Here is a 22355-nt window from a genome sequence, read left to right on the forward strand (position 1 = left end):
CAAACACTGACAACCCCATGGGAGGAACACCCCCACAGGCGTGGGGAAGATCTTGTGTATCTCGTTATGCTCGCCGGTGCGGTGGGAACACCCCCACAGGCGTGGGGAAGATTTTGTTCCTGTATGTCTTTTAAAACTTCTTTAAGGAACACCCCCACAGGCGTGGGGAAGATCCTTCGGGGTGGTTTTGACTTCGACGATATACAGGAACACCCCCACAGGCGTGGGGAAGATCTAAATTTTCATCCAGCCCTTGCATAGATGGTAGGAACACCCCCACAGGCGTGGGGAAGATCCAAAAAAGGAGGCAGTATGAAGCATCCAAACAGGAACACCCCCACAGGCGTGGGGAAGATGCAATGGATTTAGTCAGGGAGCAAACATCTGCGGGAACACCCCCACAGGCGTGGGGAAGATAAGGATCGTGCAAAAAACAACAAAATGGCAATAGGAACACCCCCACAGGCGTGGGGAAGATAACACTGAACTAAATACAAGACTTGATGATAGAGGAACACCCCCACAGGCGTGGGGAAGATCGGGGAATGTTCTCCGGAGCACATAACTATTAAGGAACACCCCCACAGGCGTGGGGAAGATCATGCTCGAAAGGCAAAGGCGGTTTAGTACGAGGGAACACCCCCACAGGCGTGGGGAAGATTAACTGAATAGTAAGGATCAAAACACATATCGAGGAACACCCCCACAGGCGTGGGGAAGATCTATCCGATCGGTGATTGGCAGCAATGTATTAAGGAACACCCCCACAGGCGTGGGGAAGATTCCGACGCGGCCACAAAAATCAGGTTCAAATAGGGAACACCCCCACAGGCGTGGGGAAGATAGCAGTTCAGGAGCAACGTGGGTAACTGCATGAGGAACACCCCCACAGGCGTGGGGAAGATTGCGTTTTCCATTTATGCCTCCCTCGGATAAAAGGAACACCCCCACAGGCGTGGGGAAGATAGCAACATATTGTCAAAGAACAATCAAGAAAACACAATATCTTGTTTCTCTGCTCCAACTAACTTTTCGACAACCAATTGCAAACCTGAAATTTCTGTCATTTGTTTATCTGTAGCACCGATAGAACGTATGGTATATCCCGGAGGCTTTGAAATAGACTGAAACATCACTATACCAGATTCTTCTGGACAATGTTTGTACAAATATTCGATCACGGTTGCAGCAACTGAATCTTTAATACCGGAAACGAAAATATTTGCCCTGGGTTCTACAAACCATAGTTTCATCCTTCCCCGGACGGCAGGGGGCAATTTATTGGCCACCACGACAAGCACTTTTCCCTCCCATCAAGTCGGAGATATCCTTTGCTGCCTTTACCAGAAGGTCCATCCCGATGACACGCTCACGAAACGCCTTTGATACCAAATGTTTATTATAAACACCAGCCATTTCTCTGGTCAAAGCGAAAGACAGATCTATACACAAATATTCTTTATATAAGTCAGCCAGATCATAAACAAAGGGCAGCGGACTTCCTGAATGAACAAACCCGATATGTGGCGAATACCCCATGGAGTGTACGGCAGAACATAAAATACCATAAAGGGCGGCGTTAGTGGCGGTTAATATCTGGTTGGTAACATCACTGAGTGTCATTTTTCCAGGAACATAACTGCGTCCTTTCCACCCAACGCCATATTTTTCTGCCATCTTCTGATAAATTGCGCGCACACGATGGCCTTCCATCCCCATCATTTCTTTGAGAGTCTTGCCTTTCAGGTCAGTATCCGGAAAACGATGGACAAACATTTTTTTGGCCACCTTTAAAGATTTTTCCTTGCTTACCGCCAGCTCCATCTGTCGCTTCAAATTCCGTGTATCTGCTGTGGGTAAAAAACCGGCCGCATAGAACAGCAATGAATCCTCACCCACCCAACAAATGGAGCAATTTGCAGCAACCGCTGTTTTTACAGCTTCATGGGTTATACTGGTTCCGGGTCCAAGAAGCAGGGTGTTTAAAGTTGCTACAGGCAATCTGACCACATGGCATTCTGAATCAATCCATTTGACACTGCTGTCATCAATTTCCAAACGCCCGCGCTCCAAGTAGATAAATGGGTATTTGTCTTTAACCTGGGGCAGGGATTCTCTGGTTACCTTGATGAACAAACGGTTTTTTGCCATAGATCAATCCATTCTAATTACTGTCACCCGGCGGTCACGATATTTTTTTTCCGGTCCAAATTGTAGCGGCACATCATCCAAAGTAAATATCTCATCTCCATCGTGCTCTCCTTGAAGCACTTTGAATTCAGGTGTCCGGTTTTTTTCCCTGGCGAGGTCATCCGACATATTGAATGCATCCTCTGCTGCCGAAAATTCACCCTGGAAAATATATTCGGTCGGTGCACAGGTTTTACGGCCCAGATACAATTCCCAAACAGGCTGTTTCAAACAATTTACCACATTTTTCAATTCAGAAGATGGCACTTGTGTTGCCGCCGCAAATGCCATGTCCTGAATATAGTAGCGGTAGGTAATTTTGGTTCCGCCGCCAACCGCTTTTGTACCATCATTTTTTTTCGGTACAAGCAGATTCTGCCAAGGATCACTGATATCATATCCGCTTCCCACCATATGAAAATCTCGTAAAAGCGGTTCTCCGCTCGCTGGGTTATTTTCGGCTGCCATCCGCTTGTATGCTACGACCTGCAGATCAAGATCAGCAAATTGCGCCAGCCGTTCTTTTTGTTGTCCTCCTGCACCAAGCGCGCAGAAAATAAGGCCCAGTAATCCGGATTTGGTGGGAAAATCAAGGGTTTCCCTTCTGCCAAACTTTGAATCATATCCCCAGGCCTGGAGAGGCGCCTCCAACCATAGAAGTATATATGGATCAGGCATGTGTTTTCCTTTAGCTGATGTGGGTTTGTAATGATTGAATTAAATTATCCAGATTGAATGTTTCATCTTCCCCCCACTCATAATCACCTATTTTGCCATATACTGACCCGGACAATTTTTCTTTTTTGTCGATGTAGGTTTTCAGGTAATCGATACTGGGCGCAAGATATCCTCCTGACTTAGGCTGAATCGGTGTTTCAAACGGAATTTGCAGCCGTTGCCCCTTTCGCACGAGTACCTTTGCAAATTCCCAGGGGGAAGCCCCTGACTGGGTTGCCTGCCGGGCCCCGGGTACGGCCAGATACAAAGCTTTTGTAAAAACTTCCACCGCTTTTTTGAGTTCTTCATTGTCCAATGTTTGAGCGAGTTGCCCCAAGTCAAGACTGATATATCGGTAATATGTTGCCGAATTAAATTCCAGACTTCCCATATGAGCCGAACCCGGTTCATCTTGAAGATCATCCACAGCAGTGAAAAACTCGACCTCGTTACTGACCTTATGCGTAGAGATTGCATGGGAAAATGAACAGGCTGCTTCGATATTCAATTCAGGGGCCTTGGCGATCATGCGCCCGAAAAGAGCGATATCCAAAGCATCAAGATTTTTGTTGACGACTTTTTTTGAAATTTTTTTAAGATCATTTGCTTTGATTTTGTCTGGTTGGAAATCAAATTTTCGTGCATGCTCGGCAAACGCTTCCGCCTCCTTGTCGCTGAAAAAAAGCAAGGTATCATCACTGAATTCTTTGGCAATTTTTTCCCCGCAAGCCAATGCTGCTTCCTCATCAGCACTTGCATTCAAGCAGGCTTTGGCAATATATTTTGCCACTTTTTTGGTCCTTGTGCCCAATTTAACTCCCAGTTCTGCCATGGTCAACCGAACCTGACGTTTCCAGCATTGTGAACTGACACGAGCCCTGGTAACACCTCCGATGATGGCGGTTTTGGGAGCACCAACATCATCACGGTTCAGGCAGGTAACAGGAAACGATTGCAGGATATGATACTCAATGCGCATACTTTCAAAAAAAGATTTCATGGTTGTGTCCTCATCATTAAAACAGGTTATTTGATTGTGGTACAATTTGGAGCAGACCGCAGCCAAAGGCACGCCCCCGGCCAATCCCCTGCTGAAAAGCAGTGGAAAATTTTTCTTTGTCAACGACTTGAATAACCCCCTCCATGGTGGCTTTGGAAAGAGTAATCAAATGATGGTTTTTGTTTTTGAACTGCAGAACATCCATCTTGTTGACCTGCAAATGCCGGTTGTTTGCCGAGAATCCCCAGCTTTTTTCAGATCTGTCCATAAACCATTTCATGACAGCATCCCGGGTTTTCATGGGAATCAGCCGGCGTGTTTTATTATCCCTTATGCAAGGATTCATAATGACCTTGAAGCGATAAGTTTTGTGATCAAGGAAAGCGGAATCAATTTTTTTGGTTTCAACCGAACCATATCGGCCTTCGACCTGAGAGGCAGGCATCCGATCCGATACCATCAGAATCTGCCTCCCATAAAAAGTACCTCCCTGATCTGCATATACAATACCACTTTGCCGGGCCGCTTTTTTCTCATTTGACGAACGCACATCATCGAACAGGCTGTATACGACCCGGTGAACTGCATAGGGATCTTTGATTTTCAGATGATTCACTGCTTTCCTGTCTAAATTCAATACACTGGCAAACATCATTTTCTTCATTTTTCATCCCCTTGTTCGCTGGAATTGTATCGATAAAATTCCTGTGCCCATTGGGCCTTGACTGCCTGTGGATCCCAGTAGAATCTTAACAATTGTTTTAATATCCAGGCATAATCGAGTATCTGGCGGGATTTGCTGTGTATCAGGGAAAACAAAGGCCGAATGATACGGCATACTTCGCTGGTATCATGACAAGCCAATAACCGCCGAAGCTTTGCCCTGGCCTGATTCCCGGCATTGCCATCTTCGTAACAGGATGCGATGCCCTGACCCAAAGTCAATTGCCCCGATTTTTCCGGCTTGGCTTTTGCAATAGCTGCTGCAACAGTGGCATATGGCAGCCGAAGGTATTTTTTTTCAAGATCGATGCCATAAGAAGCCAGGATTTCCCAGCTTTGATATTCAGTGGCAGGATTGTCAGAGCGTTTCAAACGAGCGGCATACCCTTTGTTTTTCAGACACATGTCAATGATGCCAAGAACAAATAGGGTGGGTTTGTCCGGAGGGGGTGCGATGTGGCCTGGATCGGGAGTGTTCATTGTTTTTCCTCCTTTTTCAAATAAGTTGACAAGTTGGGCCGGCATTTTGCCCAGGTTTCCATCTGCCGGGCTGTATCTCTGGGACAGAAATGATCATAAATTCTGTAGATATGTTTTGAAAACTGTTGGCGCAAACGATACCTTTCATCTGCAAATTCGGGATCATCCCCGCATGAATCGATCAATTTTTGAAAATGATTCTCGATTAATTGCCAGAACAGATTGGTTGATTGGGCGGCAAAGCCCTGCCCCAATGTTAATTGTCCCGGTTTTTTAATCTTGGCTTCGAAATATCTGAAAATGCATCCATAAAGAACCGAGGCAATTTTTTCCAGTGCAGCCATCTCAATTTCCAGGCGATTGAACCATATGCTGTTGATCAGTCTCCCAGCCAGCTCCACTTCTGATTCCACAAAATCATCATTACCTGAGACATATTGCTCACCGGCATTACTGCTCACCCGGAGCCCGGCAGACCATACTGCAAAATTTTCATTCACAGCGCCTGCCCTGGGAAGAGATATTCGCAGTTGCATACAGTCGAAATTACCTCGTCCCTGCTTTATAAAACCAAGCAGGGCAGGCAACTGCCGCCAAGGTCTTTTTTCCGGATCGACCCACAGCACCTTGTTTTTATTTCCGCTGGTATCAATAGCTATGCTTGGATCATAGATGCCGTCAAGGTAATTCATATGGGATATGCCCTCGGAATAATGTACCCCGTTCGGAGTGAAGAGGCAGAAACGACACACGGGGATCAACCTCCCCAACAGCGATTTCTTCAATAACTGGGCTACTGGGCAGTCTTCACCTTCTGGCATTTTTTCCCAAGGTGCGGTTCCAAGTCCTCCAGAAAATATGCCAGCCTCTGAAATATTTTCAGCGGTCAACAGATTCAACAAAAGAGTTTGTATCAATGAATTACCTAAAATAAAGTTGTGCATCAATCCCATATGAGCGACTGCCGGACCAGGTTTTCCTGTTGTGGGTTTCCCGTTATCTTTGTTCTTTCCTTTATATGCTTTGGTCAACACCACAGAATTATCAGTTTTCTTACCGCCGAGGGCGGACCCCATCAGGACAAGGAGCAACAACGCTCTGTCTGCATCACCCAACCTCTGTTCTACTTGTGAATTGAACAATACCGTTGTATTGCCGGTCGCAATTTCTGGAATCAGCGCACCCTCGCTTTGTTCCCTTGCCATAGATATTTCCGGCAGTTGTAAAAAAGGTTTTTCACCATACAGAAAAAAACGGTCATGCCACTTTACCAGATAGTTCAGACATTGATCAGCCAAAACTTGGGGAGTCAGTTTTTCCCATTCAAATTCATCTGCCGGGGTTGCCGCTGCCTGGGCAATCGCCAGCAGAAATTTGAATAGGGCTATTTTCTGCAAGGAATTTCCTCCCAGTCGCCGATAGGCCAAATTTGAAAAAAACTGCTCCAAACTAATCCGGCCGATGTCTGCAACAGGAATCCAGGGTTCCTCTATCAAATTAAAACGGTTTTTCATGATTTGATTTCCTTATGTTTGGACATTCGATAACCAAGATCGCTTCGATATTGAATCCGAAATTTGTCGTGTAACGGTGCCCCCTGATAACCGCACAGTTCCCCGGTATCATCAACGATCGCCACACGGAGCAATGCCTCATCATAGGCAGGGTTACCAAGGTAGAGGCAATTACCCAGGCCTGTTTTAAAAAGAGTGTCTTTTTGCAGAGGAATCGGCGCATGATTCGGTTTCACATGAACCATCTGATTCATCAACCTGATTGACATGGACCGCCAAGCTTTTTTTGTCAATCTATGCCGATGCCAAGGCAGGACAACATTTTCTCCATCAATCAACCTCAGATTGGTGGATTGATTGTCTGAATCAAGGGCCATATGCCTCAACAAGAGCACTTCCAGGGTGTCCATTTCGCTGTAACGGGTTTGGGCCTTTGACTCAGGCAGGGTTTTAGCACCTCTGGACAAGGTCATGTGTGCCAGCTGTTCTAAAGACATACGGCCTTTTTTATGCCGGTTACCTGAATTTAATTCTCTCAACAACCTCGCCATAATTCCTGATTCCTCCCTGGTACGATAAGAATCTTCCACAAGACTGCGGATATCTCTGGGAAGAATGATTTCATCCTTATGGCGCCATATCTCGAAACTTCGACAAAGGATGTAGGTGTCATAAATCAAACTGTTAATACCGAATGCCTTACCTGGTTCGGCTTCGACGGCATTTGGATCGGGAATGAGCAGCCATACCTCTCTTTGTGCCACTTTATTTCGCGGGGCTTTATCATGTCTCCACAGCCGACCGATTCTTTGCAGTATCATATCTGTAGGACAGAACCGGGTAATCAAAAAATCTGCATCAATATCCAGAGACTGCTCCAGGACTTGTGTTCCAACCAATATTCTCCCTTTCCGGTTTCTGCTTTTCCAACCGGATTTTCCAAACTGGTTCACCCAGTAATTTTCTTTATCCTGACGATGCATTGCCGTATAACGGGAGTGCAGCAAACCGCATTCTATGCCTGACTCCGCTCCTCTGGCTGCCAGATCCAGATAACAGTTCTGGGCATCAGCAACACTGTTTTCCACCCATAGAATTTGCTGACCCTTGTAAGCCCTTCTTAATGCTTCCTCAATTGCAATTGATTCTTCACACACGGATTGAATCTTCACTGTATACGATTGAGGCGGTTTCACGGAAATTTCCCTGCATCCTGAATTCTTTCCAACCGCAGTAATTAATGGATACCTCATCTCTGATACATCTTGTTGAACCAGTTGTTTTCTGCGTTCCCGACTCAAGGTGGCGCTCAAAATAATCACTGTGCAGTTCAGCGCTTTGAGCAATTCAACCAAGGCATATAAAATAGTCCCAGTATAAAAATCATAGGTGTGCACTTCATCGAGAATCACGACCTTTCCAGCCAGGCCAAATGCCCGAACAAATCCGTGTTTGACATTCATTACCGCCATCAATGCCTGATCGATTGTTCCCACAGAAAAAGGGGCGAGCAACCCGCGTTTGGAGGTGTTGAACCACGTTCCACCCGGCCGGCCGTCTTCTCCCATCTCCGTCTGCTCAAGTATCCAGGCATTGCCATGCAATAAAAGGGCTTTTCGATGAATACATTCAGGTTGGAGGATATTTCTCAAAAACACATTGAACCGATCATATATTTTGTTTGAAGTCAGTTGGGTAGGTAAAGCAAAGTAAATACCGGTAGCCTGCTTTGTAGCAAGCATCTGATATGCTGCATACAGAGCCGCCTCTGTTTTGCCATACCCCATGGGAGCTTCAAAAACATAGAGACCCGGAGCCGATACCGTTTCTATAAACTTTGATTGAAGCGGATAGGGATCAAACTCTTCTGAACCCTCTATTTTGAAAACCGTTTTAAAATTCAATCTCTTCTTCACGAGAGGCGAGACAAATCCAGCATCATCAATAGACCGAGAGATCCGGTCATGCCATTTCTTTTCGGGTTCTTCAAAATAAGCTCCCGAGCCGATCCAGTCCGCCACTGATGTCAAACCGGCAATGAGTCGAGCCTGAACCGGAGATTCAATGACAGGCCAAATGACCTGGAGATAATTTGACAACGCTTCGATCAGTTGCACTCTTTCTTGTTGCCAAGCTTTACCCCCGAACACCTCTCCTTCAGCTTTGGATCCCCTCACCGGTGGACTGTAACCATGGTGCTGGCCCACAATTTCAGGAATATATTTGCCCACATTCATGTCTGACAGAGAAATTTGACTTGTTCCGGCATGCCCCCCCCAATTACGCTCCAGCTGAGAGGAAATTTTTTCGAGAGCAGGACAGAGGCCGTGAAGATTATCATCAATATTGTCAAATATTTTTTTCTGAAAAGTAGGGCTTACTTTACCCACATCATGGGAACCGGCGATCAGTTCAACCCCTTTGGGATAGATGGCTGCCGTTGAGTCTGGTAACCGGTTGATCAATTCTCTTGCGATTTCAGAGACTATCAGACAATGCTCTAAAACAGTCCGACCAGATGTAGTTTTTCCTGTAGGACACGTGTAGGTTTTGGCTAAGCATTTTGAGTAGGGGATGGACAAGATCGATTGGTCCTGTTCAGTATGATGTAGTTTCCCCTTTTTTAAGCGAATCATAAAGATTCCTTGTTATTTAAATCATTTAATATCGGTTATTCTCAGCCTCTCAATTAATTGTCTGATGTGTTGTATCTCTTCTGTGTCAGTAGCCTTGGTTTCAGCAGTGAGCAGCAGATCAAAAAACCGGCCGTTGGGGGTGAGGCAGCGGCGGGAGGCATCCGGTTCTATGGGGCCGTTGGCAGCGTAAAAATCTTTTATTTGGGTATCAAGGGTATTTCTGGTGGGATCGGAGATCAGATCCAGCTCGTGGAGCCGGTAGAGAAAGGTCTGGGCAGACACACCGAACCGGTGTTTGATACGAAGGAGAAGGTCCCAGGACCAGGCATCTCTGGATACGCCCAGCTGGCCGACCGTGGCGCGCACGGCAGGTTCGGGCATCAGAAAGGTGGAAGCAAAGCGTCCGGCGGCACGGGCCGGGTTGATGGGCCGGCCGGTATCCTCTTCAGATGGGGGGAACAAAGGGGTTTTCCGGCGGTTCATCTGGTTGGACACCAGGATGCTGCCCAGTTCTCTGGCAAGGGAGAACAGCTGTTTTTCCGTATTGTTCCGGGCGTTGATAAAAAAGAAGGCATTGTGAAATGCGGGTTCGTAAAATGAGACGGATTCCATTGAGGCAGCGCCCCGGGGAAAGGGAAAGAGGATGACCCGCAGTCCCGCGTTTTCAAACAGCTCAAGATAGTCAAACACCACGGCATCGCCCGTGGCCAGATAAGTGCGCATCCGGGCCGCCAGCGTTTCCATGCCCGGATAGTCGGGATCAAACGGGATGGACAGGGGCACGGTGGCATGTTTGGGCACCCGGCAGATATCTTCCAGGGCATGGAACGCGGCCATGATCTCCCGGCAGGCATTCATGAGGACTGCGGCAAGGGGGGCCGGTGCCGGATCCAGTGAAATGAAACAGGTATCCGTAGTTTCCGTGGTTGCCACGGGGGCCTGGTGGATGGGATCCGGGGAGAACAGGGTGTCCACGGGCACATTGAAAGCCGTGGACAGTTGATAGATCACCATGGCTGACGGCAGATTGATGCCTCTTTCGATGCGGCCCAGGGCCACTTTGTGAATATCGATGCGGGAAGACAGATCTTCCAGGGTCCAGTTTCTGGACCGTCTTAGAAATCGAATGTTTCTGCCTATGAAAGAGAGATCAGCAGTCATGATGGATTAAAAAACCATATAGATTTTTTCTTGTCAAGAAATATTGTTTATTTGGTAATAAAAAAATGAAATCATATCAAGATGACTGTTTTGGTTGAACTGGCCGGGCTTTGTCATTTTCGAAAATCCAGGGCCTCTGCATTGTCCTTGATGATATTTCCACTGGTTGATTCAATCAATTTGTTTTCCCCTCACATGCAACTATTCGAAATTATAGAATAGTTGTCTTCGGCTGATTCATTTCTCTTTCATACCCATTTTTCAAAGGGCTGATAATCAGTGGACACTTCTGCTTTCGGATGAATTTCTGGAAAAGAAAAGAGGACTTTCGTTTTTTAAAGTTGTTCGAGCGAATGCGATTGTTAAGGCTTTTTTTCAGGATTCTGTCTATTGTCAAAAACCGAATGAAGAACTATTTCATTTTCTTCGACTGTATAAAACACAGTAAATGGAAATCGTCTAACCACACAACCTCTGAAGTTTAGATAATGAATTCTGTACATTGCATAATTTTCAATGATTGATTTTACAGCGATTTCTACACAATCCAAAAAATCAAAACCCAGTCCCCGTCTTTGCCTTTCATACCATGCAAATGCGAGGTCCAAATCATCCATAGCTCTGTCTGTATAACGCAGTTTCATTTGTATTTATCGCGCAGACCCTTGTGCACCGACTTCCAATCATGCAATTCCAAGCTTCCTTGCTTATATTCTTCATATCTTTTTTTCAGTTCCCGCTTTTGCCATTCAGGCATGGGTATTTCAGAATTGCTGGCGGCAATGGCATCCCAAATATCTTCAACAAGAAGCAACTTTTCAGATAGCTCCAGCCTGCTGATTTCATCTTTGATTTGATCTGGTCTCATTTGATCACCTTAAAAATGTACTGGCCCAAGTGGGCAAGAAGAATTTATCATCATTTTGATAACATTGATTTTTCCAGAACACAACAAGAACCTTCAATGGTTCATAAATTCAGTGATGCCTGGTGTTCTGCTGAAGGCTGATCCTGACCGGAACCTGTTTCGCCTGACTGAGGATAAAAAACCATTTGAAATTTTATTCCGGCATAGTACAAATACAGGGTGATTATTTCCATGACATTTGATCCGGCATTTGATTTTTTTCTGGCGAAACGCCATAAAGGAAGGGATCTGGCATATCCGTTGACCCGCAGCGCATCGGTCAAGGATATCATCGAGTCTTCAGGGGTTCCCCATACCGAGGTGGGAAGGATCTGTTTCAATGATCAGGATATTGATTTTTCCTTTATTCCGGATACGCCGGGAAAACTGGATATTCATGCCGTGGATGCGCCGTTTGACGTGGGTTCCCCGTCTTTGCTGCGGCCGGAACCCCTGGACCGGGTCCGGTTCGTCGCGGATGTGAATGTGCTCAAACTGGGGCGGCTGCTCATTCTGCTGGGATTTGACGTGGCCTGTTCTTCATCGTTTTCAGATCAGGAGATCGCAGATCTGTCGCAATCTGAATCCCGCATTGTCCTGACCCGGGACACCACGCTGCTGAAGCGCAAAAAAATTGTGTTTGCCCGAAGAATCCGGTCCAATCTTCCCTATGACCAGGTGGTGGAGGTGATGGATTTTTTCGGACTCCGGGATCAGACCGCGTTTTTTTCCCGGTGCACCCAATGCAACCAGCCCCTGAAGAAAGTGGCCAAAACCGATATTCTTCACCGGCTGGAACCCAAAACCAGAAAATATTTTTTTGATTTTTTCCAATGCCCGACGTGTGGGAAAGTGTTCTGGAAAGGCTCCCATTATGAAGCCATGAAAAAAACATTCACCTCTCATGGCCTGAAAGATCCCGACAAATGATAAAAGCAAAAGCAGTCCGGTCTCCGCTTAACACTGAAAACTTAACACTTAACACTTTTATCTAAAGGAGATACACACCCCGCCCATGTTCCTCCCCACATTTACCACGGTTTTTTCCGCTGTTTTCCAGTTGTTTATCATTTCGGCTGTTGCCGGGGTCCTGGTGCGCACAAAGATTGTGTCCCAGACCCATATTCAGGCCCTGTCCGCTGTGACTGTCAATATTTTTCTGCCCTGTCTGATCGTGGTCAAGACCGTGAGCCAGTTTGATCCGTCCGGGTTTGCCCAATGGTGGATTTTGCCGCTGTCCGGGGTCCTGATCAGTCTGGCCGGGCTGGGGATGGCATTTGCGCTGTTCGGCCGCAGACCGGAAAAACGGGCGTATATCTCCATGGCCAGTTTTCAGAACGCCATCTATATTGTGCTGCCCATCGGACAGCTGGTGTTTCCGGACCAGTTCGACCGGCTGGCCCTGTATTGTTTTCTGCTGATCCTGGGCCTGTCTCCCATCATGTGGAGCGTGGGCAAGGTGCTGATCAGCGGGGACAAGGATGCCGCCATCCGGTGGCAGGATTTTGTCACTCCGCCCCTGGTGGCGACCCTGGCCGCCATCTTTCTGGTGGTATCCGGCACATCCGCGGCCATACCGGATAGCCTGTTGTCTGCCATGGACCTGCTGGGCCAGGCCACCGTGCCTTTGGCCGTGTTTATTTTGGGCGCCACCCTGGGCGGCATTTCTTTGAAAGACATGCCGCCGTTTGCCGATGTGATCCGGGTCACAGGGGTTAAATTCATTCTGATGCCGGCAGCCGCCTTTGCCGTGATGTATGGGCTGGGGCTTTATCAGAGTATGCCGCTGTTTTGCAGCGTCATCATCCTCCAGACATCGTCCCCGCCGGCCACCAACCTGATTCTCATGGTGAGAAACTATGGGGGGGATGCCCGGTCCGTTGCCAGCATGATGCTGCTCCAGTATCTGGTGTGCATCCTGGCCATGCCGCTGTGGCTGTCTTTGTGGCAGACATTCACCCGCTGATGTTGGCGGGTTTTCTTTTGCATTACACCCGGTTTTGCCGTATCATGAATTTGTCACGTATACAGAAAATAAATCAAAGGATCTGTTCATCATGAAAAATCTTATGATCTGTTTTTCAGCCGGGTGTATCGGCGGTCTGGCCAACAGCCTTGTGGTATGGCAGTTTGGAGAAAACGGGGTTGCCCAGTGGCTGGGCGTATCCATTGCACCGGCCCTGACACCTTCGTGGCTGTATCCGAGAATCGTGTGGGGCGGCATCTGGGGATTGGTGTTCATCCTTCCGTTTTTAAAATCCCGGTATATGCTCAAAGGCAGTCTGCTGAGTCTTTTTCCCACAGCGGTTCAGCTTTTTTATATTTTTCCTTATGTGAGCGGCAAAGGATTTGCCGGCATGGATCTTGGCATGTGGACTCCCGGTCTGGTGGTTGTTTACAACTGGGTCTGGGGAATTGTCACGGCCGTATCTATCCGGTTTTCAAGGTAAGCCTGAAAAAGAGGGGCGGCGGTTATGATCCGGATAATATGTCATGGACCTTTCCGGCAATGTCCTGCATGGAAAACGGCTTCTGGATAAACGATGTCTGCTGGATCTCCCCGGCCTGCCCGGCAATGATATTGTCCGTGTAGCCGGACATGAACAACAGCCGGATTTTTGGGAAAAGTGCCGTCATCTGCCGGGCCAGGTCCCGGCCGTTCATTTCCGGCATGACCATATCCGTGATGAGCAGGTGAATTTTGCCGTGGCGGGTTTTGGCCAGATCCAGGGCCGCTTTGGGAGATGTTTCCGTCAATACCGTGTATTTCAGTTGTTCAAGCATGGTTTCAAGCAGTTCCAGTATGGCGGTTTCATCCTCCACCACCAGTATGGTCTCCCCGTTGCCCGCAGGAATATTTTCGGGGGACTCTTTTTTCGGGGTCACAACAACATCCTTGTACCGGGGCAGGAAAATATCGAATGTGGCGCCTTTTTCCGGCCGGGAATCCACATGAATGAACCCCTGGTTTTGTTTGACAATGCCATACACCGTGGACAATCCTAAGCCCGTGCCTTTTCCCACTTCCTTGGTGGTGAAAAAAGGATCAAACAGATTGTCCAGGGTATGCTGATCCATGCCGCATCCGTCGTCGGTCACGCGCAGCCGCACGAATTCGCCCGGAATGACCCCTGAAAGATCAGAATCCTCCTGTTCATAAAATACTTTTGTTTCTGTTTTTATGGTGATATGCCCCACATCCTTGATGGCATCCCGGGCGTTCACGCACAGGTTGGCCATAATCTGGTGGATCTGGGAGGGATCCATTTGCACGGCCCCGGTGTTGTCACCGGGTTCCCACACCAGATCGATGTCCTCACCCAAAAGCCGGCGCAGCATCGTCAGCATGCCTTCCACGGTCTGGTTCAGATCCAGTACCCGGGGGGAAATGGTCTGTTTTCTGGCAAATGCCAGCAGCTGCCGGGTGATGTCTGCCGAGTGTGTGGCCGCATTTCGGATCTGCTGCACATGGTTGTACAAGGGTGCGGCGGAATCGAGTTTATCCAGTGCCAGGTCCGCGTGCCCGAGAATCACATTGAGCATGTTGTTGAAATCATGGGCTATCCCGCCCGCCAGCCGCCCGATGGACTCCATTTTCTGTGTCTGTAAAAGCTGCAATTCCAGGTGGTGTTTTTCCGTTACATCCAGCAGAAAGCCCCGGATATGATCCAGGCGGCCGTTTTCATCAAACACGGCGGCCGCGTTTTCAATGAGATGAATCAGGCTGCCGTCGGTTTTCCTGAATTTGGTTTCATAGGCAGACACTTTCCTTTTTTCAACCAGAGTATCCAGAAATTGCCTGCGTTCCTCACGACGACTGTATATGTCAGTGATGGGGGAGTTCAATGCCTGATATTTATTTTCAAACCCGAAAATATCCAGATATTTCCGGTTACAGTCAATCAGACGACCCAAAGGGGTTGAAATATAAGCCCCGGCGATATTTTCTTCAAAATAGGCCCGGTATCGCTCCTCGCTTTTTTCCAGGGCCTGTTTTGCCGCTTTGTGTTCTTCAATCTCTTTTTGCAGATGTTTGTTCAGTTCCGACAGTTCTCCCGTGCGGTGAGTCACCCGGTTTTCCAGCATTTTTTTCTCATTCACCACCCGCGTGTACAGCAGAAAAATAACAAACACCATGACCAGAATCACCAGAAGCATGGCATCAAAGTAAATCGTGTCGCAGACCCACACCGCCTGGAGGGTGCCGATGATTTTGTCATCATATCGAACCGGTGAAACCAGGGTTTGCCGCGGGACCAGTTTCAGGGGCGAAAAAAACCGATCCAGGATGCCGGCAGAGGTACCAGACACTTTTTGAAACACATTCCCCCGGGTATCCATCACCATGACCGAGGCATAGTTTTCCAGTTTTGCAGCAAGCATCAGATACTGGGAAACCCCTTCCTTGTTATGGTTCCACAGGGCATTGGCCACAATACCGGCATGGACGGCAATGCCCTGATGGGCTTTTTCCCGGACCCGGACCTCATGGATGAACACCAGGGTGCCGAACAGGACCACAAGCAGAATCGCTGCAACGGCCGTATCATTTTTTCGGATCAAAGCAGGCCTCTTTTCATATCACTCATATTTTGCCGGGTCGGCCGGGTCGGCAGCACGCTGTTCAATAATGGCGGCATTGACTCGGTCAATAATGGCCGTATCCGTTGTCTGGCTGAACAACAAATACCGTTGGTTTCCCCCGGGCATATCTGAAAACCGGACGAATTTGAAATTTTCGGGCAACAGGCCGTATATGCCCAGAGGGCCGGTGACATAATAGGGCGGCCGTTCATGGTATAAAATGGTGATATCTGAATCAGAACGGGTATCGGAAATCACGGGCATGGGATCCGGATGAAATATCCGGCCGGCCAGAAACGGTTTGGCATACACCAGGACCACGGCAAGACACAGACAAAATACAGGAATCTTCCACGCACTGGGTCCGGTTTTGGGTGCCATCTCTTTTAAAGTCATGAATTATCCCTGAATTCCTGTCACACGGGTTTCACGGGCAGCATGGGCGTTTTCCCGGTCCTTACCCGTCTTGAACCGGTCCTTGTCAATTCCCAGTTTCTTCATTTTCCCATACAGACCCCTGGGATGGATGCCCGCTATCCGGGCCGCTTCCCCCACCCGGCCCCGGGTTTTTTCAAGCACCATCTCAATATATTTTTTCTCCACCCGGGCCATGACCCGGGATTTGACCTGATCCAGGGTCCGGCCTTCCCAGGCCGTTTCAGGATCGGTTTCATCCGTATGGATCCAGGTTCCGGGAATTTCTTTTGTCAACTGAAATCCGGAGGGCAGATCCGTCAGTGTAATCCGATCCGACCGGCAAAGCAATACAGCCCGTTCAATGACATTCATCAGCTCCCGGACGTTACCGGGCCAGGCATATTCGCACAGGGCATGCACGGCATCCTCTGAAAACCCGTCAATATCCCGTCCCATGCGCTGGACCTGCTGAATCAGAAACTGTTCGGCCATGACGGGAATGTCTTCTTTGCGCTGCCGCAGCGGCGGCAATGTCAGGGTGATCACCCCCAGCCGGTAATACAGATCCTGGCGGAATCTTTTTTTTTCAACCTCCCGGGTCAGATCCTTGTTGGTGGCGGCGATGACCCGGACATCCACCCACACAGGCGCTTCCCCGCCAATGGGAATAAACTCGAAATCCTGAAGCACCCTGAGCAGCTTGGACTGGGTCTTCAACGGCATCTCTCCGATCTCATCCAGGAAAAGAGTGCCCCCGTGGGCCAGCTCAAACGCCCCTCTCCGGGACCGGATCGCACCGGTAAACGCACCCTGTTCATGACCGAACAGCTCACTTTCCATCAATTGATCGGGAATGGCCGCCATGTTCAAGGCAATGAACGGCCCCCCTGACCGGTGGCTTTCCGCGTGGATGGCTTTGGACAGATGCTCTTTTCCCACGCCCGTCTCCCCCTGGAGCAACAGGCTGGCATCCGTGGCCACCACCTGGTGGACCTCTTCCAGAAACATCTGCATGTCCCGGCTGGTGGAAGTAAAATCATGGAGCCGGGGCTGGGACCGGCCCCGGTGATCAAACCGGTTCAAATCATAGAACTGCTGCCGGGAGGTCAGGGTGGTTTCAATGGCTTCCACCAGCCGGTCCGGCGGCAGTCCCGCATACAGCACCATATCCGCACCCGCGCCCAGAAGATTGGCATGGGCGTTGGAGGATTCCCGGTCATCCAGAATAATGGTGATGGGTTTTTCCGGCAGATTGTTCAAGATAGCGACACTGGCATCCACGGGCCGGGGAATCAGGGTCCGGCTGACAAGAAACACATCGGCACAGCTTCTCACCAGGTCCTGCCAGGTGTTGTGAGGGTGATGAAACACCGTCAGCCGGATATCCGCCTGGGCCAGCCGCTTTTCAATGGCAGCAGCCAGTTTTTTTTCTTTGACGGCACACACAAGCCGGGTCAGCACAGAAAAAATCTCCTCAGCACGTATATTGTGGTAAATGAATACCGAATTTCATATCACTGTTTTATACCGATTTCGGAAAAAATACAGCACTTCACCCAAAAAATCCAGAAAAAACCGGGGTTTCGACCTTTAGGCAAGGATCTTTTAATGACATGTCCACACCTGGATCTGCAAAATTTTCAGTATCAAACGGCCGAAATTGTGTTTGTGGTAAAATAATACCGAAATCTAATCCTGTCCTGAAAAAATAAAATTTTATAACTCACTGATTTTTAAGAAAATAAAAATAATATGCCTGTGGCACAATTTCTGCTTTGTCCCAGGTGGTCCAATTGATCCAGATGTTTTAAATGATCCAAAACAGAACAAGCCGGATTTCGGAAAACCTTCGGACCGGAAAAATGAAAGAAAAAAAAACAACCAGGAAGGGTTAGACATGATTCAAAGAGAAAGCAACCGACGATCTAAACACAAAGCCCCGAAGTTCAAGGAAACCCAGGAAGAGGACCTGAGCTGGGAAGACCGTCAGGAACGCCACAATCATCGGAAAGAATCAGAAAAAAAACCGTATCAGAAAAATCGAACCAAACCCAAATGGTAGCTGTGCGCTGCCTTAAAAAAAGGAAATCTTCAATGAACGTATCTAGCTGCATCAAATCAAACGTCACCCTGGAAACCATGCCCGAAGCCTGGGGCATTGCATCTGCCATCGACATTTATGAATGTGACCCCAAAAAAATCCGGGATGCCGAATACATTAAATCATTTGTGGTACAGCTGTGCGATCTGATCGAAATGAAGCGCTTTGGTGACACCCAGGTGGTGCATTTTGGCGAAGATGAAAAAGTGGCGGGGTTTTCCATGGTGCAGTTGATTGAAACCTCCCTGATCTCCGCCCATTTCGCCAACCTGACCAATACCGTTTACCTGGATGTGTTCAGCTGTAAAGCCTATGATCCGGAAGTGGTCCGTGAGTTTTCCCAAACCAGTTTCGGCGGGTCTTTTTCCAGAATCTCCGTCACCCACCGTCTGTAAATGAGCGGCATACAACATGTCCTGTACCAGGACCCGGCCCATTGCAGGAAATTATGGGAAAGCCTGTGGCCCGGACGGGTTCTGTTCGATCTGTGGCCGGTCAGGTGGTGCTTTCACAAAGCTTTTGACCGGCCCCTGGCGTTTCATGTGGCTGAACAGGCCGGCCGGCCCGTGGGTCTGCTGGCCTTATGCAGAAATGATGATGCCGGCACGTTTGTCCAGTTTCCCGGAGAAACCTGGCAGGGCCGGACCTGGCTTGAGCAGAACCGGATTATCGCGCAATCTCCGGAAATCCTGGAAACGCTTCTGGATGCCGTGCCGGGGCCCGTGGATCTGCGGTACATCAAATACCGGACCGGTATGAATCCGACGGGCCTGCTGGCTCCGGACGAAACCCGGTATCTGTTTTTTCCCGCGTCTTTTGGATTTGACTTTCATACCTACTGGCAGTCCATACCCGGTAAAACCCGGAAAAAACTGAATGCAGATATCCGCAAACTGGAAGCCAGGGATGTCTGCATCTCCCAAGGCACCCTGTCGGATATGGCCCAGCTGTTTCAAATGAATGTGGCGGCATTCGGGCAGGATGCCTATTTTCACGATGCCCGGTTTCTTCGTTCATTTGAACTGCTGGCGGAATTTTTCAACAAAATGGGACTGCTTCGCATGACTTGTGTGCACATCGCAGGCAAACTGGCGGCCGTGGACATGGGGGCCGTGTGGAAAGACACCTATACGCTTTTGGCCGGCGGCACCCATCCGGAATTTCCCGGTGTTGCCAAGCTCATCAACCGGCATCATCTGCAATGGGCGTGCACCCGACACCTGAAATACGTGGATTTTCTGTGCGGGGATTTCAACTGGAAACAGCGGTTCCGGCTGACGTCTGTTCCCCTGTACCAGATTACCACCCATACCATGCTTCAGGAGTCCGGCATTCATGCAGACCACGGACACATCCGCTGTGCATAAGACACCCACAGTGCTGGTGGTGGGCACCACGGCCGATTACATTGAATGGATCCGGACCCGGTATCCCCATGAGGCGCTTTTTATCACAGCCCCGCATGTCCGGCAGACAGCCCGGGAACCCGTGCCGGAGCCATCCGAAGAACTGGTATGGGACCTGTCAGACACCGCTTCTCTGATTCAGGCGTTGACCGCTCACATGGACACCTATGCTCAGACACCTGATGGTATCGCCTGTTTTGACTGTGAATCCATGGTCACGGCGGCCCGGCTGGCCAGGGCTTTGGCGCTTTCATATCCTGACGAATCCGCTATTTTGAACTGCCGGGACAAACGGATTGCCAAGCAGATATGGCAGGCCAGTGACATTCCCTGCCCCCGGGTGTGGCCGGTTCACCATATCGATGATGTGATGCCCATTTTTAAAAATGTCACGGCCGGGCTGGTGTTGAAACCGGTCCGGGGCAGCGGCAGCGAACTGGTATTTCAATGCCGGAACCCCAAAGAAGCGGAAACCGCGTTTCACACGATGGTTTCCGGCCTGGAAAAAAGAAAAGAACACCCCTTGTTTGCCCATCCGGATCATTTGATTCTGGCCGAAGAACGGATATGCGGGCCGGAATACAGCGCGGATTTCATTCTCACCAAAACCGGTCTGACCCTGATCCGGGTGGCCCGGAAAATCATTCCCGCAAACATGCCCTTTGGCACGGCGGCCGGATATGAGGTTCCCGGGAACCTGCCGTTGCAGGTGCCCGTGGAAATGGTGACCCATATTCTTGAAAAAGCGGCCCGGGCCCTGGGTCTTGACACGGGTATCTGCATGGTTGATTTTGTGATCAAAAACAACCGGCCCTATCTCATAGAAATGACCCCCCGTCCCGGCGGCGACTGCCTGCCCTGGCTGCTGGATATCTCCGGGAACCTGGATATTTTAAAACTGGCTCTGGATGTGGCCCGGAACCGGCCATGGAACCCTTGTGATTACCAGTTCTCCCCCCACATGGCCATCCGGATTCATGCCAAAAAAAGCGGGATTCTTCAGTCGATCGATGCCCGGCAACTGGCATCAGAGCCCCGGGTCAAACAGATTCATCTGATCCGACAACCCGGCCACGAGATTGTCCTGCCGCCGGATGATTATGATTCCTGGTTTTTGGGACATGTCATCTTTGACACCTATGGATGGCATTTTCCTGAAACCCGGTGTTCGCTGCTGGCCCGGCACCTGGAAATAGAGATCCGATGACCTTGCAGACCAATGTTTCTTATCCTGAAATGACATCTGACTTTCTCACAAGCCAGGTGGCGCCGCTGTTTGATCAATCTCAGCGCTATATAGACTGTGTTAAAACCCATGGATCGCCTCTGTATCTGGTGGACCCGGCCATGCTGATCCGCCAGGCCGCCCGGTTTCGGACCGCGTTTGCGTCCCTCCTGGCTCACACCCGGTTTTACTATGCCATGAAAAGCAATTCCATGCCTGAGATATCCCGCATTCTGCTTGGGGAAGGATTCGGCCTGGATGTGTCGTCGGGTATGGAGCTGGCAGCCGCCCTGGACCTGAACGCCCCGGACATTATTTTCAGCGGTCCGGGCAAAACAAACCCGGAGCTGAAAATGGCGGCAAACCATCCGGACCGGGTCACCCTGCTTATGGACAGTATGGGCGAATGCCGGCGATTGATGGCGATTCTGGCGGAAAAAAAGCAGCATTTATCCGCCGGGATCCGGCTGAACTGCCAGCCTCAAGGGTTGTGGCAGAAATTCGGTATCATGCCGGACCAGCTGCGTCCCCTGATACAGGAAATTGACGCCCACCCATTTTTGACCTGCACGGGGATCCAATTTCATTCCTCCTGGAACATGACCCCGGACCGGCAGGTTGAGATCATTTCCAGTTTGAGCGGTCTGCTGTCCGCCATGCCGCCTGAGTTTCTGGCCCACTGCAAATTCATGGACATCGGCGGCGGGTACTGGCCGGAAAAAGGGGAATGGCTGGTGTCGGATGATCCGTTGCGCCATTTTCATGTGCCGGCCGCCCCCGTGGAAACCTTTGCCAGAGATCTGTCCAACGCCTTGACCCGCCATGTGCTGCCTCATGGGAATTTCTGTATCTGCTTTGAACCCGGAAGGTGGATCTGCCATGATGCCATGCACATCCTTATTCAGGTCATTGACAAAAAAATGCCGGACATGGTGATCACGGATGCCGGCACCAATGCCGTGGGCTGGGAGCGGTTTGAAACCGATTATTTTCCCGTGCTCAACCTGACCCGGCCCGGCCTGACTGAAAAGCCCTGCCGCATTTTAGGATCCTTGTGCACCCCCCATGATGCCTGGGGATATTCTTTTTTCGGCACGGACATTCAGGAAGGGGATATTCTGATGATCCCTTTTCAGGGCGCCTACACCTACAGCCTCAGACAGTCATTTATCAAACCGCTGCCAAAAACAATCCTCCTGTAATTAATCGGCATCTGCCGGACATCCCGGTTGATTTTGCCGGGGAATGCATTATTCTTATAACTGTTGCCGGGCAGAATCGTCCGGCATATCAC

General features: G+C 49.4%; 22 protein-coding genes and 1 CRISPR repeat array (1 of these 23 running past the window's edge). Of the genes, 8 read left to right on the top strand and 14 right to left on the bottom strand.

Going from position 1 to position 22355, the window contains the following annotated elements:
* Positions 1 to 966: direct repeats of the CRISPR family, unit length 28 nt; unit sequence GGAACACCCCCACAGGCGTGGGGAAGAT; it begins 1502 nt to the left of the window's first position.
* Positions 967 to 989: 23 nt separating this feature from the next.
* The 11 genes from cas2e to K365_RS0117720 all read right to left on the bottom strand — a co-directional run bounded on the left by cas2e (position 990) and on the right by K365_RS0117720 (position 11289).
* Positions 990 to 1301, bottom strand: coding sequence for a type I-E CRISPR-associated endoribonuclease Cas2e (gene cas2e / locus K365_RS0117665; protein ID WP_024335649.1), 312 nt, complete (start codon positions 1299 to 1301; stop codon positions 990 to 992).
* A complete protein-coding gene (gene cas1e / locus K365_RS0117670) occupies positions 1279 to 2151 on the bottom strand; it encodes a type I-E CRISPR-associated endonuclease Cas1e (protein ID WP_024335650.1) in 873 nt (290 codons plus the stop codon). The genes cas2e and cas1e overlap by 23 nt, the downstream gene beginning before the upstream one ends.
* A 3-nt stretch (positions 2152 to 2154) precedes the next feature.
* Positions 2155 to 2868 carry a type I-E CRISPR-associated protein Cas5/CasD gene (gene cas5e / locus K365_RS0117675; protein ID WP_024335651.1) on the bottom strand — a complete coding sequence of 238 codons (714 nt, stop codon included), beginning with the start codon at positions 2866 to 2868 and terminating at the stop codon, positions 2155 to 2157.
* A gap of 10 nt (positions 2869 to 2878) precedes the next feature.
* Positions 2879 to 3907 (bottom strand): type I-E CRISPR-associated protein Cas7/Cse4/CasC, encoded by a 1029-nt coding sequence (cas7e, locus tag K365_RS0117680; protein WP_024335652.1) that lies wholly within the window; start codon positions 3905 to 3907, stop codon positions 2879 to 2881.
* A gap of 16 nt (positions 3908 to 3923) precedes the next feature.
* Entirely contained in the window at positions 3924 to 4571 is a 648-nt protein-coding gene (gene cas6e / locus K365_RS0117685; protein WP_211221128.1) for a type I-E CRISPR-associated protein Cas6/Cse3/CasE, read from the bottom strand.
* Complete coding sequence (gene casB / locus K365_RS0117690; protein ID WP_024335654.1) at positions 4568 to 5110, bottom strand: type I-E CRISPR-associated protein Cse2/CasB; 543 nt, start codon at positions 5108 to 5110, stop codon at positions 4568 to 4570. Before casB ends, cas6e begins: the two co-directional genes overlap by 4 nt.
* The gene (gene casA / locus K365_RS0117695) at positions 5107 to 6624 is read right to left on the bottom strand and encodes a type I-E CRISPR-associated protein Cse1/CasA (RefSeq protein WP_024335655.1); all 1518 of its coding nucleotides are present in this window, start codon (positions 6622 to 6624) and stop codon (positions 5107 to 5109) included. Before casA ends, casB begins: the two co-directional genes overlap by 4 nt.
* The gene (locus K365_RS0117700; RefSeq protein WP_024335656.1) at positions 6621 to 9260 is read right to left on the bottom strand and encodes a CRISPR-associated helicase/endonuclease Cas3; all 2640 of its coding nucleotides are present in this window, start codon (positions 9258 to 9260) and stop codon (positions 6621 to 6623) included. Before K365_RS0117700 ends, casA begins: the two co-directional genes overlap by 4 nt.
* A 21-nt stretch (positions 9261 to 9281) precedes the next feature.
* Positions 9282 to 10421, bottom strand: coding sequence for a helix-turn-helix domain-containing protein (locus K365_RS0117705; protein ID WP_024335657.1), 1140 nt, complete (start codon positions 10419 to 10421; stop codon positions 9282 to 9284).
* A 362-nt stretch (positions 10422 to 10783) separates the two neighbouring features.
* The gene (locus K365_RS29455) at positions 10784 to 11065 is read right to left on the bottom strand and encodes a type II toxin-antitoxin system RelE/ParE family toxin (RefSeq protein ID WP_024335658.1); all 282 of its coding nucleotides are present in this window, start codon (positions 11063 to 11065) and stop codon (positions 10784 to 10786) included.
* Positions 11062 to 11289, bottom strand: a complete 228-nt coding sequence (locus K365_RS0117720) for an addiction module protein (RefSeq protein WP_006968593.1) — start codon at positions 11287 to 11289, stop codon at positions 11062 to 11064. Before K365_RS0117720 ends, K365_RS29455 begins: the two co-directional genes overlap by 4 nt.
* A gap of 231 nt (positions 11290 to 11520) precedes the next feature.
* On the opposite strand from K365_RS0117720, the gene K365_RS0117730 reads away from it, so the two are divergent.
* The 3 genes from K365_RS0117730 to K365_RS0117740 all read left to right on the top strand — a co-directional run bounded on the left by K365_RS0117730 (position 11521) and on the right by K365_RS0117740 (position 13778).
* A complete protein-coding gene (locus K365_RS0117730) occupies positions 11521 to 12258 on the top strand; it encodes a Mut7-C RNAse domain-containing protein (protein ID WP_034625107.1) in 738 nt (245 codons plus the stop codon).
* Between the two features lie 85 nt (positions 12259 to 12343).
* Positions 12344 to 13294 carry an AEC family transporter gene (locus tag K365_RS0117735; protein ID WP_024335660.1) on the top strand — a complete coding sequence of 317 codons (951 nt, stop codon included), beginning with the start codon at positions 12344 to 12346 and terminating at the stop codon, positions 13292 to 13294.
* 91 nt (positions 13295 to 13385) lie between these two features.
* Positions 13386 to 13778 carry a hypothetical protein gene (locus K365_RS0117740; protein ID WP_024335661.1) on the top strand — a complete coding sequence of 131 codons (393 nt, stop codon included), beginning with the start codon at positions 13386 to 13388 and terminating at the stop codon, positions 13776 to 13778.
* 22 nt (positions 13779 to 13800) lie between these two features.
* Here K365_RS0117740 and K365_RS0117745 read toward each other — a convergent pair whose 3' ends face one another.
* The 3 genes from K365_RS0117745 to K365_RS0117755 are packed head-to-tail and all read right to left on the bottom strand — an operon-like array spanning position 13801 to position 17790.
* Positions 13801 to 15891, bottom strand: a complete 2091-nt coding sequence (locus K365_RS0117745) for an ATP-binding protein (RefSeq protein WP_024335662.1) — start codon at positions 15889 to 15891, stop codon at positions 13801 to 13803.
* Positions 15892 to 15909: 18 nt separating this feature from the next.
* Positions 15910 to 16308 carry a hypothetical protein gene (locus K365_RS0117750; RefSeq protein WP_024335663.1) on the bottom strand — a complete coding sequence of 133 codons (399 nt, stop codon included), beginning with the start codon at positions 16306 to 16308 and terminating at the stop codon, positions 15910 to 15912.
* Positions 16309 to 16311: 3 nt separating this feature from the next.
* Positions 16312 to 17790, bottom strand: coding sequence for a sigma-54 interaction domain-containing protein (locus K365_RS0117755; RefSeq protein ID WP_024335664.1), 1479 nt, complete (start codon positions 17788 to 17790; stop codon positions 16312 to 16314).
* 436 nt (positions 17791 to 18226) lie between these two features.
* Between K365_RS0117755 and K365_RS28015 the strand changes: the two genes are divergently transcribed.
* Genes K365_RS28015 through K365_RS0117790 form a run of 5 tightly spaced genes read left to right on the top strand, consistent with a single transcriptional unit; the run spans position 18227 to position 22263 of the window.
* The gene (locus K365_RS28015; protein ID WP_006968600.1) at positions 18227 to 18391 is read left to right on the top strand and encodes a hypothetical protein; all 165 of its coding nucleotides are present in this window, start codon (positions 18227 to 18229) and stop codon (positions 18389 to 18391) included.
* Positions 18392 to 18423: 32 nt separating this feature from the next.
* Entirely contained in the window at positions 18424 to 18825 is a 402-nt protein-coding gene (gene speD / locus K365_RS25905; RefSeq protein ID WP_024335666.1) for an S-adenosylmethionine decarboxylase, read from the top strand.
* Complete coding sequence (locus tag K365_RS0117780; RefSeq protein WP_006968602.1) at positions 18826 to 19797, top strand: GNAT family N-acetyltransferase; 972 nt, start codon at positions 18826 to 18828, stop codon at positions 19795 to 19797.
* Entirely contained in the window at positions 19766 to 21043 is a 1278-nt protein-coding gene (locus K365_RS0117785) for an ATP-grasp domain-containing protein (protein ID WP_024335668.1), read from the top strand. The genes K365_RS0117780 and K365_RS0117785 overlap by 32 nt, the downstream gene beginning before the upstream one ends.
* Positions 21040 to 22263 (top strand): diaminopimelate decarboxylase family protein, encoded by a 1224-nt coding sequence (locus K365_RS0117790; RefSeq protein WP_024335669.1) that lies wholly within the window; start codon positions 21040 to 21042, stop codon positions 22261 to 22263. Before K365_RS0117785 ends, K365_RS0117790 begins: the two co-directional genes overlap by 4 nt.
* The last annotated feature ends 92 nt before the right edge of the window (positions 22264 to 22355 follow it).

It is taken from the genome of Desulfotignum balticum DSM 7044 (assembly GCF_000421285.1).
Taxonomy (GTDB): domain Bacteria; phylum Desulfobacterota; class Desulfobacteria; order Desulfobacterales; family Desulfobacteraceae; genus Desulfotignum; species Desulfotignum balticum.